Source organism: Cupriavidus oxalaticus, assembly GCF_004768545.1.
GTDB classification, from domain to species: Bacteria; Pseudomonadota; Gammaproteobacteria; order Burkholderiales; family Burkholderiaceae; genus Cupriavidus; species Cupriavidus oxalaticus_A.
In genome coordinates this window covers 2,232,339-2,244,602 of record NZ_CP038635.1, presented here as the reverse complement: position 1 = coordinate 2,244,602, position 12,264 = coordinate 2,232,339, and the positions used below count along the sequence as shown (strand labels likewise).

At 67.0% G+C, this 12,264-nt stretch carries 9 protein-coding genes; 8 read left to right on the top strand and 1 reads right to left on the bottom strand.

Features of this window, described 5'->3' with window-relative positions:
• Positions 1-75 precede the first annotated feature (75 nt).
• The 6 genes from hrpA (at position 76) to E0W60_RS21175 (ending at position 9,108) form a co-directional block, all read left to right on the top strand.
• Positions 76-4,197: an ATP-dependent RNA helicase HrpA gene (gene hrpA, locus E0W60_RS21200; RefSeq protein WP_135705500.1), complete on the top strand. Its 4,122-nt coding sequence runs from the start codon at positions 76-78 to the stop codon at positions 4,195-4,197.
• Between the two features lie 142 nt (positions 4,198-4,339).
• Complete coding sequence (locus E0W60_RS21195; protein WP_135705499.1) at positions 4,340-5,326, top strand: beta-propeller fold lactonase family protein; 987 nt, start codon at positions 4,340-4,342, stop codon at positions 5,324-5,326.
• An 18-nt stretch (positions 5,327-5,344) separates the two neighbouring features.
• Positions 5,345-6,229: a polysaccharide deacetylase family protein gene (locus E0W60_RS21190; RefSeq protein ID WP_135705498.1), complete on the top strand. Its 885-nt coding sequence runs from the start codon at positions 5,345-5,347 to the stop codon at positions 6,227-6,229.
• Positions 6,229-7,203 (top strand): sterol desaturase family protein, encoded by a 975-nt coding sequence (locus E0W60_RS21185; RefSeq protein ID WP_135705497.1) that lies wholly within the window; start codon positions 6,229-6,231, stop codon positions 7,201-7,203. Before E0W60_RS21190 ends, E0W60_RS21185 begins: the two co-directional genes overlap by 1 nt.
• Positions 7,204-7,371: 168 nt before the next feature.
• Positions 7,372-8,271, top strand: coding sequence for an EI24 domain-containing protein (locus tag E0W60_RS21180; protein ID WP_135705496.1), 900 nt, complete (start codon positions 7,372-7,374; stop codon positions 8,269-8,271).
• Positions 8,272-8,283: 12 nt separating this feature from the next.
• Positions 8,284-9,108: a competence/damage-inducible protein A gene (locus tag E0W60_RS21175; protein ID WP_135705495.1), complete on the top strand. Its 825-nt coding sequence runs from the start codon at positions 8,284-8,286 to the stop codon at positions 9,106-9,108.
• Between the two features lie 75 nt (positions 9,109-9,183).
• Here the strand turns inward: E0W60_RS21175 and E0W60_RS21170 are convergent, their stop codons facing one another.
• A complete protein-coding gene (locus E0W60_RS21170) occupies positions 9,184-9,648 on the bottom strand; it encodes a rhodanese-like domain-containing protein (RefSeq protein ID WP_133096511.1) in 465 nt (154 codons plus the stop codon).
• A gap of 484 nt (positions 9,649-10,132) precedes the next feature.
• On the opposite strand from E0W60_RS21170, the gene E0W60_RS21165 reads away from it, so the two are divergent.
• Both E0W60_RS21165 and E0W60_RS21160 read left to right on the top strand, forming a co-directional pair.
• The gene (locus tag E0W60_RS21165) at positions 10,133-11,548 is read left to right on the top strand and encodes a 3-hydroxylaminophenol mutase (protein WP_116320415.1); all 1,416 of its coding nucleotides are present in this window, start codon (positions 10,133-10,135) and stop codon (positions 11,546-11,548) included.
• A gap of 151 nt (positions 11,549-11,699) precedes the next feature.
• A complete protein-coding gene (locus E0W60_RS21160; protein WP_135705494.1) occupies positions 11,700-12,263 on the top strand; it encodes a DUF4124 domain-containing protein in 564 nt (187 codons plus the stop codon).
• Position 12,264 lies beyond the last annotated feature (1 nt).

Genomic DNA, 12,264 nt, shown 5'->3' with positions numbered 1-12,264 from the left:
CTGCCGTGTCGGAAGGGGTCGCCGGCTGCGGCGTATCGGTTCTGGCGTTCATCCCGCGGATTATAATCCCGGCCAATGTCAGAACAACGCCCCTTCAAGGCTGTAAAGCCCGCCAGGCCAGGTCAACCCGCCGCCCCGCAGACGCCGGCCGGTGCCGGCCAGTCCACGCCATCCAATCCGTCCCGGCCGCCTAAAGGGCAGACCGCGGGCCAGACCGCGGGCCAGACCGCGGGGCAGACCCGAGGGCAGGCCCAGCGCCCGGTCCGGCCGCCGGCCGGACGCCCGGACCCCGCTGCCGCCCGTCCGGCCGACGCATCCGGCCAGCGCCAGCCGCGAGGCTTGCGCCAGGAGCGCGCGCCGCGTGCGCCACAGCCACCGCGCGCGGTCAACCCGCTGCCGCCGATCACGTTCCCCGAGGCCCTGCCGGTCTCAGCCCGCCGCGACGAGATCGCCGCGGCGCTGCTGGCCAACCAGGTCGTGATCGTGTCGGGCGAGACCGGCTCGGGCAAGACCACGCAGCTGCCCAAGATCTGCCTGTCTATCGGGCGCGGGCCGGGGCGCGAGGGCGGGGGGCTGATCGGCCACACCCAGCCGCGCCGCATCGCCGCCACCTCCACCGCCAAGCGCATCGCGCAGGAGCTGGGGTCGCCGGTGGGCGAGCATGTCGGCTACCAGGTGCGCTTCAACGACACCATGTCGGCGGGCGCGTCGGTCAAGCTGATGACCGACGGCATCCTGCTGGCCGAGACGCAGAACGACCCGCTGCTGCGCGCCTACGACACCCTCATCATCGACGAGGCGCACGAGCGCAGCCTGAACATCGACTTCCTGATCGGCTACCTGCGCCAGATCTTGCCGAAGCGGCCTGACCTGAAGGTGATCATCACCTCGGCCACCATCGATGCGCAGCGCTTTGCCGAGCATTTCACGCTCAACGGCAAGCCCGCGCCGGTGATCGAGGTCAGCGGCCGGCTGTACCCCGTGGAAGTGCGCTACCGCCCGGTTACCGACGACGCGCCGCCGGGCGCCGCGCCGCGCAGCGCGCAGGCGCGCGAGCGCGACCTGTACGACGGCATCGTCGATGCCGTCGATGAGCTGTGCCGCGTCGGCCCGGGCGACGTGCTGGTGTTCCTGCCGGGCGAGCGCGAGATCCGCGAGGCCGCCGAGGCGCTGCGCAAGCACCATCCGCCGCATACCGAGATCCTGCCGCTGTTCGCGCGGCTGTCGGTGCAGGAGCAGGAGCGGGTGTTCAAGCCGTCCAACACGCGCCGCATCGTGCTGGCGACCAACGTCGCCGAAACTTCGCTGACGGTGCCGGGCATCCGCTACGTGGTCGATACCGGGATGGCGCGCGTCAAGCGCTATTCGTACCGCAACAAGGTCGAACAGCTGCAGGTCGAGTCGATCTCGCAGGCCGCCGCCAACCAGCGCGCCGGCCGTTGCGGCCGCGTGGCCAACGGCGTGTGCATCCGGCTGTACGAAGAGTCGGATTTCACCGGTCGCCCGCGCTTTACCGATCCGGAAATCCTGCGCTCGTCGCTGGCGGCGGTGATCCTGCGCATGAAGGCGCTGCGGCTGACCGATATCGAGTCGTTCCCGTTTATCGAACCGCCGCTGGGCCGCGCGGTCGCCGACGGCTACCAGCTGCTGCAGGAGCTGGGCGCGGTCGACGACGGCAACCAGCTCACGCCGACGGGGCGGCAGCTGGCCAAGCTGCCGCTGGACCCGCGCGTGGGCCGCATGATCCTGGCCGCGCGCGAGCACCAGTGCCTGCGCGAGGTGCTGATCATCGCCAGCGCGCTGTCGGTGCAGGACCCGCGCGACCGCCCGCAGGAGGCGCAGGAAGCCGCCGACCAGGCGCACCGCAAGTTCATGGACGAGAGGTCCGAGTTCCTGGGCTGGGTCAAGCTGTGGAAGTGGTTCGAGGAGGCGGTCACGCACAAGAAGTCGAACCGCCAGCTGCAGGACCAGTGCCGCGCCAGCTTCCTGTCGCACCTGCGCCTGCGCGAATGGCGCGACGTGCATTCGCAGCTGCTGACCACGGTGACCGAGCAGGGCTGGCGCCTGAACGAAAGCGAGCCGACCTACGAGCAGGTGCACAAGGCGCTGCTGACTGGCCTGCTCGGCAACGTCGGCGTGCGTATCGAGGACGGCGACGGCAAGGGCCGCGAGTACCTGGGCGCGCGTGGCATCAAGTTCCACCTGTGGCCGGGCTCGCTGATCGCGCGCAAGGTCGGCCGCTGGATCGTGGCGGCCGAGCTGGTCGAGACCAGCCGCCTGTTCGCGCGCACGCTGGCGCGGATCGAGCCGGAATGGCTGGAGCAGATCGGCGGCCACCTGCTCAAGGTGAGCTGGAGCGATCCGCACTGGGAAAAGAAGGCCGGCCAGGTGTTGGCGCTGGAACGGGCCACGCTGTACGGCCTGGTGGTCTACCAGCACCGCCGCGTCCACTACGGGCCGATGAACCCGCAGGAAGCGCGCGAGCTCTTTATCCGCCGCGCGCTGGTCGAGGGCGAATTCGATACGCGCCTGCCGTTCTTCGCGCACAACCAGCGCCTGGTGCGGGAGATCGAAAACCTGGAGCACAAGTCGCGCCGGCAGGACGTGCTGGTCGACGACGAGCTGATCTACGCCTTCTACGATCGCGCCATCCCGGCGGAGATCAACCAGCAGACCACCTTCGAACAGTGGTACCAGGCCGAAAGCGCCAAGGACCGCAAGCTGCTCTACCTCAACCGCGACGAGCTGATGCGGCACGAGGCGGCCGGCATCACCACCGACCTGTTTCCCAAGACCATGAACGTGGCTGGGGTGGACATGGGGCTGACGTACCACTTCGAGCCCGGCAGCCACCGCGACGGCGTGACGCTGACCGTGCCGTTGTACGCGCTCAACCAGGTGCGGCAGGAGCGTGCCGACTGGCTGGTCCCCGGCATGATCAAGGAAAAGGTCCACCTGCTGCTGAAGTCGCTGCCGCAGAAGCTGCGCCGCCATTGCGTTCCATTGCCGGACTTTGCCGCCGGCTTTGTCTCGCGCCAGCGGTTCGGCGAGGGCGAGCTGCTGGACGTGCTGATCGCCGATATCCGCGGCGAGACCGGCACCATGGTCAAGCGCGCCGACTTCAAGCTGGAAACGCTGCCGGCACACCATGCGATGAACTTCAAGGTCATCGACGAGCACGGCCGCCAGCTCGACATGGGCCGCAACCTGGCGCAACTGCGCGCCGAGCTGGGCGGCCAGGCGCAGCAGTCGTTCCAGCGCGTTGCAGCGCAGGCGGCCGCGCAAGCCGGCTCGCCCGACCAGGCCGCGCAGCTGCCGGCGGCCGAGCCCGGCCAGTACGAGAACCTGACCGGCTGGACCTTCGGCGAGCTGCCCGAGCTGCTGGAGATCCGCAAGGGCAGCCAGACGCTGTTCGGCTACCCGGCGCTGGTCGACCGCGGCACGCACTGCGACGTCGAGGTCTTCGACGATCCGCAGGAAGCCGCGCGCATCCACCACCTGGGGCTGCGCCGGCTGTTCGCGCTGCAACTGCGCGAGCAGGTCAAGTTCATCGAGAAGAACATCCCCGGGCTGCAGCAGATGGCGATGCAGTACATGACGCTGGGTACGCAGGAAATGCTGCGCGACCAGATCGTGATGCTGGCGCTGGAACGCGCCTGCATGCAGTCGCCGCTGCCGCGCAACGAGGCAGAGTTCAACGCCCGCAAGGACGAGGGCCGCACGCGGCTGTCGCTGCTGGCGCAGGAGATCGCACGGCTTGCCGGCGCGATCCTTGCCGAATACGCCGGGCTGCCGCGCAAGCTGCTGCAGGCCAAGCCGTTCGCCGCCGCCTACGCCGACATGGAAGCGCAGCTCGGCCGGCTGGTGGGCAAGCGCTTTATCGATGAGACGCCGTACACGCAACTGGTCCACTTCCCGCGCTACCTGAAGGGCATCGCCATGCGCATCGACAAGCTCAAGGGCGATCCGGCGCGCGATACCCAGCGCATTCAGGAGATGGCGCCGCTGCTGCAGCAATGGCAGCGCGCCGAAAAGCAACTGCGCACGCAAGGCCGTGGCGGCGAGGACGCGCGGCTGGAAGAGTTCCGCTGGATGCTGGAGGAGCTGCGCATCGCGCTGTTCGCGCAGGAGCTGCGCACGCCGGTGCCAATGTCGGTGAAGCGGCTGCAGAAGGTTTGGGAATCGATGCAGCGCTGAGGCTCGGGCGCCGGTACGGCCGCAAATGGTCGTGCCGGCGCAACAATCTGCCAAATTCTTGTTCGCCGTCAGCCGCGACGTCAGCGGAATTAGCCGCCCAAACGTTAGAATCGCCGATTCAGTTCTTCTTGTAGCGGGTCTTATGTTTGCATTGCGTCGGTTGGTGGCTGGTAGGATCACGGTGGGCGCGCTCGCGCTGGGCCTGATGGCCGCGCCGGCATCGGCGGAAGTGGTGGTGATCCTCAATTCGGGTGATGCAACCGTCACGCTGATCGACAAGGATACGCAGAAGGTGCTGGAGACCTTTCCGATCGGCAAGGAGCCGCACCACCTGATCGCGACGCCCGATGAAAAGTCGCTGATCGTCGCCAACGCGGTCGGCAATGACCTGGTGTTCCTGGACCCGGCGACCGGCAAGGTGCAGCAGCGTGTTCCCAATATCGACGACCCCTACCAGATCGGCTTTTCGCCCGACCAGAAGTGGTTTGTCGCCACCGGCAACCGGCTCGACCGGGTCGATGTCTACCGCTGGGACGGCAAGGCGCTGAAGCTGGCCAAGCAATACCCGCTGGCCAAGACGCCAAGCCATATCGCCTTTACCGCCGACAGCCGCATCGCCTTTATCACGCTGCAGGACTCGAATGAAGTCGTGGCGATCGACCTGATCACGCAGAACGTGTTGTGGCGCATGGAGGCCGGCTCCGCGCCGGCCGGCATCTGGCTGACGCCGGACCAGAAATACCTGCTGGTCGGCATGACCGGTGCGGACTATATTGCCGTGATCGACTGGCGCACCCGCACCGTGGTCAAGCAGATCCAGACCGGCAAGGGCGCGCATAACTTCCGCGCGGTGGGCGACAAGCGCCACCTGTTCCTGAGCAATCGCGTGACCGGAAGCATCAGCATCATCGACCAGCAGACGCTGGCCAAGATCGGCGACATCACGGGTCTGGCACCCGGGCCGGACGACATGGAGCTGACCGCCGACGGCAAGACCTTGTGGGTGACGTTCCGCTGGGCGCGCTCGGTCGGGCTGATCGACGTGCCGAGCCGCAAGCTGGTCAAGACCGTTCGCGTCGGCCGCTCGCCGCACGGCATCTACTTCCGCACGCGCGCGCCGCTGTACTAGACGGGGCGGGGCAGGATCATGCGCGATACCAGGGCTTCGCGTTTCGGACGGTTCGGACGCCTGGGACGATTCAGACGATTCGGCAGGATGCTGGCCGGGCTCGCGCTTGCCTGCGCCTTGCCCTCTGCGCTGCATGCGGCGGATGCAACCGGGGCCGCGGCAAAAGCCTGCCCGGCCGGCACGCTCTACCTGACCTTCGATACCGGCAGCATGAGCCAGGCCCAGCTGATCGCCGACGCGCTGCGCCGCCACAGGATCCGCGCGACCTTCTTCCTGGCCAATGAACCCACGGTGCGGCAGGACAGCTCGCTCGACCCGTCATGGGCGCCGTACTGGAAGGCGTTGGCCGCTGATGGCCATGCCTTCGGCACGCACACCTTCGACCATGTCTACCTGCGCGGCGTGCGTGCGGGCCAGGTGACCATGCGGCCGCAGTTCGGCGCGCAGGCCGGCAAGGACACGGTGATGGATGCTGCCGGATTCTGCCGCGAACTGCGCCGCAGCGCCGACGCCTTCCGTGACATGACCGGTGCCGAGATGATGCCGATCTGGCGCGCCCCGGGCGGCCGCACCGCGCCGCAGACGCTGCAATGGGCCGAGCAGTGCGGCTTCCGCCATGTCGGCTGGGCGCCGGCCGGCTTCCTGGGCGATGAGCTGGCGTCGGACCGCTACCCGAATGCCATGCTGCTCGAGCGCGCGCTCGACAAGCTGCGCGATGGCGACATCACCATGGCGCACCTGGGCATCTGGTCGCGCAAGGACCCGTGGGCGCCGGGCGTGCTGGAGCCGCTGCTGTCCGGGCTGGAGCGCAAGGGCTTCTGCTTCGCGACGCTGCGCGAGCACCCGGCCTACCGCGACTGGATCGCCCGGCATGCCATCGGTCAACAGGAGGGCAGGCGGTAATGTGGGAGTCGCTCAACGGCTGGATCGGACAGGTCGAAGGCGCGTTGTTCCAGGACGTGGTGCTGCCGGTGGTCTATGACCTCGGGTTTGGCCGCTATGCCGAAGAGGCCTTCACCGGCACCGAGTGGCTGCTGGTGGGGCTGGTGCAGATCGCGGCGATGTTCCTGATCCTGGGCCCGCTGGAAAAATGGCGTCCGGTCGAGCCGGTGGCCGACCGCGCGGCGATCCGCACCGACATGCTGTACACGGCGATCCACCGCCTCGGGCTGTTCCGCCTCGCCATGTTCTTCCTGCTGGCGCCGCTGACGGATTCGCTCGAAGGGCATCTGCGCCTGATGGGCTGGCACCGGGTCAATGTCGAGGACTGGTGGCCGGGCGTGACCTCGGTGCCGCTGGTCAGCTTCTTCGTCTACCTGCTGCTGTTCGACCTGCTCGACTACTGGTACCACCGCCTGTCGCATACGTTCCGCTGGTGGTGGCATTTGCATGCGGTGCACCACAGCCAGCGCCAGATGACGCTGTGGAGCGACAACCGCAACCACCTGCTGGACGACATGCTGCGCGACCTGGTGTTTGCGCTGGTGGCACTGGGCGTGGGTGTCGAGCCGTCGCAGTATGTGCTGCTGGTGGCGCTGTCGCAGCTGCTGCAGAGCCTGCAGCATGCCAATGTGCGGCTGCATTTCGGCGCCATCGGCGAACGCCTGCTGATCTCGCCGCGCTTCCACCGCACCCACCATGCCGTGGGCATCGGCCATGAAGCCGACGGCGCCCCGGCACGGCTGGGCGGCTGCAACTACGGCGTGATCTTTCCCTGGTGGGACATGCTGTTCGGCACCGCGGTCTTCACCGCGACCTATCACCCCACCGGTATCCGCGACCAGCTGCCGCCGCCGCTGGGCAAGGGCCACGACTACGGGGCGGGCTTCCTCGCCCACCAGTGGTACGGCGTCAAGCGCCTGCTGCGGCTGCGCTGAAGCGATCCTCTACTGCCGGCGCGGCAGTCCGCGTGGCCGCGGCAAGTGGCGTATGCTAGTGTTCCGGTTTGCCGCCGGCCCCGGCGCCGGCTCGAATGCCGGCTCGAATGCCGGCTGTTTCCGCCTTCCACTGCATAATCGCCGAATTCACGCTCGGCCCCACGCTGCATGAACGATATCTTCCGCTCGTTTGGCCGCGCGCTCGTCAGCCAGCTGCATCCCCGCATGCTGCTGCTGACCGTGCTGCCTTTCGTCCTGGCCACGCTCTTCTGGGGCGGGCTGCTCTGGTGGGGCTGGGATCCCATCATGACCGCCACGCGCGGTTTTCTCGAAACCTCGGTGCTGACCAGCTGGATCTACAGCGCACTGGACTGGCTCAGCCTGCAATCGATGCGGGCCGTGGTGGCGCCGCTGTTCGTCGCCGCGCTGGTGGTGCCGCTGGTGATCGCATCGATGCTGATGTTTATCGGCGTGTTCTCGGTGCCAGCCGTGGTGCGCCACCTCGAGCGCAGCTACCCGGACTTGTCCAAGGCCCACGGCGGCAGCGTGCTCGGCAGCGTGTTCCAGTCCCTGGGCAGCACCGTCGTATTCCTGTTGCTGGTGCTGGTGACGCTGCCGCTATGGCTGGTGCCGCCGTTCTTCGCGCTGATCCCGCCGGTGCTGTGGGGCTGGCTGACCTACCGGGTGATGACCTATGACGCGCTGTCCGACCACGCCAGCGCGGAAGAGCGCAAGACGCTGATGCGGCGCCATCGCACGCCGCTGCTGGTGATCGGCGTGGCGGTGGGTCTGCTGGGCTCGGCGCCGACACTGCTGTGGGTGTCGTCCGCGGCGGTGATCTTCCTGTTCCCGTTCGTGCTGGCGGGCACGCTGTGGCTGTACGTGCTGATCTTTATCTTTTCGGCGCTGTGGTTCGGCCACTTCTGCCTGCGCGCGCTGGCGCAGCTGCGCGCCGAACGTGCTGCAGATCGCGCACCGCCGCCGGCACAGCAGCCGACCGGTCCGTCCGCGGGCGGCGACATCATCGACCTGGCGCCCTCCGACGTGCGGCGCATCGAACATTCCTGAAGCGAGGGCAACATGGGTTTCGGCCTGATCATCATCGGCGACGAGATTCTGTCGGGGCGGCGCGAAGACAAGCATCTGCGCCGCACCATCGAACTGCTGGGCGCGCGCGGCCTGGCGCTGGACTGGGCGCAGTATGTCGGCGACGACCGCGGCCGCATCACCGCCACGCTCAAGCGCACCTTCGCCGGCACTGACGTGGTGTTCTGCACCGGCGGCATCGGCGCAACGCCTGACGACCATACGCGCCAGTGCGCGGCCGCGGCGCTGGGCGTGCCGCTGCAGCTGCATCCCGAGGCGCGCGAGCAGATCGCGCTGCGCATTGCGGAGACCGCAGGCGGCGATCCCGTCAAGGCCGACCTGAGCCAGCCGGAAAACCAGCACCGGTTCAAGATGGGCGAGTTTCCCGAAGGCGCGCGCATCATCCCCAACAGCTACAACCGCATCCCGGGCTTCTCCGTGGGACATCACCACTTCATGCCCGGCTTCCCGGTGATGGCATGGCCGATGATGGAGTGGGTGCTCGACCATGAGTACGCGCACCTGTTCCACCAGGTGCAGCACCAGGAACGCGCCTTCTATGTGTTCGAGGCGCCCGAGTCCACGCTGACCCCGCTGATGGAGACAGTAGAAGCCGCCTTTGCCGGCATCCGCGTGTTCAGCCTGCCTTCGGTCGGCGACGTGCAGCGCGGCGACCGCTTCGCACGCCGGCACATCGACCTGGGCGTCAAGGGGCCGGCCGACCTGGTGCCGCCCGCCTATGCCATGCTGCTGGACGGGGTGCGCGCGATGGGGTTTGAAGTCGTCGAGCAGCCGGCGCGGGAATCGGCGCAGGCCTGAGCGTTCGCAATAGCGGACCAACAAAAAGGGGGGGCAGCCTACGCTGCCCCTTTCGTCATTCCGGCGCGGCGGCGCTCAGGCGCCGTGCCACGGCAGGCCGCGCACGCACCAGCCTTCGACCGTCTTGCGGTGGTGATGCTCGTCGCGATTGCCCTCGAAGCCTTCCAGCACGTCCATGGCGAAGTGGTAGCCGGCTTCGGTCGCCACGCGCGCGGCATGCTTGGAGCGCGCCGCGCTGCGGCACAGGAACAGCACCGGCACGTCGGCCGGCACGCGCGCCTTCAGTTCCTCGATGAAGCGGGCGTTCTGCGCGCCGCCCGGGTACGCCATCCATTCGACATGGGCGAACTGCGCGTCGGGCACATCGACGCCGCCGACCCAGTCCAGCTCGGCCTGCGTGCGCACGTCGACCAGCACCGCCGCGGGATCGTTCTGCAGGAGGGCATAGGCTTCCTGCGGCGACAGCGCGCCGAAGTACGGGAGCTGGTTCTGTTGCTGGCGCTGCTGGGCGGCCTGGAGAAGATCGTCTCGGGTGGTCATCTGCGTGACAAATGAAATGGATGAAATTGAGGGCGCGAAGGCCGTAACCCGGTATTCTATAGCGCCGCGGCAACCCGGCGGCCGTAACACGCACCGCGCTGGCTGGATGGCATCACGACCGGGCACGCAATGACCGATTTTGGTGCCACCGCACTAATGCGGTGCGATTACTTGCTCATTGCACCATTGTGGTGTTTTATTGGTGGGCGGAACCCGAGTGTGCATGTCGATGGTGCGCCACCCCGGCGCTTTCTGGCACGGCACTCCGGATCGCGCCTACCCCGCGACGGTGCGCGGTTCGCCGGAGTTGCACATTTTTCGGGCCGGGAAAGGCAGTGGGGCGTTTGCTTGGCATGCTTTCTGCTAACATTCCCCCGTCCTTTCGTGGCGAGGTCGGCAAGCGCGGCGACATGCAGCGGCGCCGCCGGCGACAGGCCCAAGAATTGGCTTTCACAGACATTTGCCGAATACCCAGGAGATTGGCATGGCCCACAGCGTTGCAGACGTGATGAAGCTGGTGAAGGAAAACGACGTCAAGTTCGTCGACTTCCGTTTCACCGATACCAAAGGCAAGGAGCAACACGTGTCCGTGCCCGTGTCGCACTTCGATGAAGACAAGTTCGAAAGCGGCCACGCTTTCGACGGCTCGTCGATCGCCGGCTGGAAGGGTATCGAGGCTTCGGACATGCTGCTGATGCCGGATTCGAACACGGCTCACATCGACCCGTTCTATGAAGAGCCGACGCTGGTGCTGTCGTGCGACGTGATCGAGCCGTCGGATGGCAAGGGCTATGACCGCGACCCGCGTTCGATCGCCAAGCGCGCCGAAGCCTACCTGAAGAGCACCGGCCTGGGCGACACCGCCTTCTTCGGTCCGGAACCCGAGTTCTTCATCTTCGACGGTGTGACCTGGAACGTCGACATGCAAGGCTGCTTCGTGAAGATCCATTCCGAAGAAGCCCCGTGGTCGTCGGGCAAGGAGTTCGAGCACGGCAACGCCGGCCACCGTCCGGGCAAGAAGGGCGGCTACTTCCCGGTCGCCCCGATCGACACGTTCCAGGACATGCGTTCGGAAATGTGCCTGATCCTGGAATCGCTGGGCATCCCCGTTGAAGTCCACCACCACGAAGTGGCTGGCCAGGGCCAGAACGAAATCGGCACCAGGTTCAGCACGCTGGTGCAGCGCGCCGACTGGACCCAGCTGCAGAAGTACGTGATCCAGAACGTCGCTCACACCTACGGCAAGACCGCCACGTTCATGCCGAAGCCGGTCGTCGGCGACAACGGCTCGGGCATGCACGTGCACCAGTCCGTGTGGAAGGACGGCCAGAACCTGTTCGCCGGCAACGGCTACGCCGGCCTGTCGGAATTCGCGCTGTACTACATCGGCGGCATCATCAAGCACGCCCGCGCGCTGAACGCCATCACCAACCCGGGCACGAACTCGTACAAGCGCCTGGTGCCGGGCTTCGAAGCCCCGGTCAAGCTGGCCTACTCGGCCCGCAACCGTTCGGCTTCGATCCGTATCCCGTATGTGGCCAACCCGAAGGGCCGCCGCATCGAGACCCGCTTCCCGGATCCGCTGATGAACCCGTACCTGGGCTTCTCGGCGCTGCTGATGGCCGGCCTGGACGGCGTGATGAACAAGATCCACCCGGGCGAAGCCGCCGACAAGAACCTGTACGACCTGCCGCCGGAAGAGGATGCAAAGATCCCGACCGTCTGCTCGAGCCTGGACCAGTCGCTGGAGTACCTGGACAACGACCGCGAGTTCCTGACCCGCGGCGGCGTGTTCTCGAACTCGATGATCGATGCGTACATCGAACTGAAGATGGAAGAAGTCACGCGTTTCCGCATGACCACGCACCCGGTCGAGTTCGAGATGTACTACTCGCTGTAAGCGGCCCTTGCCCGGGAATGACGCAGGTTGTGACCGGGCAACAGTTGCACCAGAAAGGGGCGGCTTCGGCTGTCCCTTTTTGCTTTGCTCGCTAGAATGGGGAATCCGATCCCATCCCGATCCATCCCTGTTCACACCTAACGCCATGTCCATGGACGCTTCTTCGCGCAAGGCCAGCCGGGCCGCGTCGCCGCACCAATTTCGTGTTCGATTCCCTGTTCTGGTGAGTGCCGTGGCATTGACACTGGGTGCCTGGGCCGGGCTGTCGCAGGCGCAGTCGTCTTCCGACGTCTACGTTTGCACCGGACCCAATGGCGTACCCGAGTATCGCAACGGCAGCGCCGGCAAGGGATGCAAGAAGCTGAGCCTGCCCGATGTGGTGACCGTGCCGGGCGGGCGAAGCGCGCCGGCGCCGGCGGCGGCCAAGGGCGGTGCTGCCACGGCCGGCAACGCCAGCTTCCCGCGCGTGGACAGTGCCACGCAGCGCAGCCGCGACAGCGAGCGCCGTACCGTGCTCACGCAGGAACTGCAGAGCGAAGAGGCCAAGCTGCAGACGCTGCGCGCCGAATACAACAACGGCCAGCCCGAGCGCCAGGGCAATGAGCGCAACTATCAGAAATACCTGGATCGCACCGCGGCGCTGCGCGACGACATCGCGCGCAGCGAGGCCAACGCGGCATCGCTGCGGCGCGAGCTTGGCAACCTGAAGGACTAAG

Bases quoted from the DNA above. Each gene is read 5' to 3' on its own strand.
- E0W60_RS21195 (WP_135705499.1), top strand. From the start codon at position 4,340: ATGTTTGCATTGCGTCGGTTGGTGGCTGGTAGGATCACGGTGGGCGCG.
- E0W60_RS21185 (WP_135705497.1), top strand. From the start codon at position 6,229: ATGTGGGAGTCGCTCAACGGCTGGATCGGACAGGTCGAAGGCGCGTTG.
- E0W60_RS21175 (WP_135705495.1), top strand. From the start codon at position 8,284: ATGGGTTTCGGCCTGATCATCATCGGCGACGAGATTCTGTCGGGGCGG.
- E0W60_RS21180 (WP_135705496.1), top strand. From the start codon at position 7,372: ATGAACGATATCTTCCGCTCGTTTGGCCGCGCGCTCGTCAGCCAGCTG.
- E0W60_RS21190 (WP_135705498.1), top strand. From the start codon at position 5,345: ATGCGCGATACCAGGGCTTCGCGTTTCGGACGGTTCGGACGCCTGGGA.
- hrpA (WP_135705500.1), top strand. From the start codon at position 76: ATGTCAGAACAACGCCCCTTCAAGGCTGTAAAGCCCGCCAGGCCAGGT.
- E0W60_RS21160 (WP_135705494.1), top strand. From the start codon at position 11,700: ATGGACGCTTCTTCGCGCAAGGCCAGCCGGGCCGCGTCGCCGCACCAA.
- E0W60_RS21165 (WP_116320415.1), top strand. From the start codon at position 10,133: ATGGCCCACAGCGTTGCAGACGTGATGAAGCTGGTGAAGGAAAACGAC.
- E0W60_RS21170 (WP_133096511.1), bottom strand. From the start codon at position 9,648: ATGACCACCCGAGACGATCTTCTCCAGGCCGCCCAGCAGCGCCAGCAA.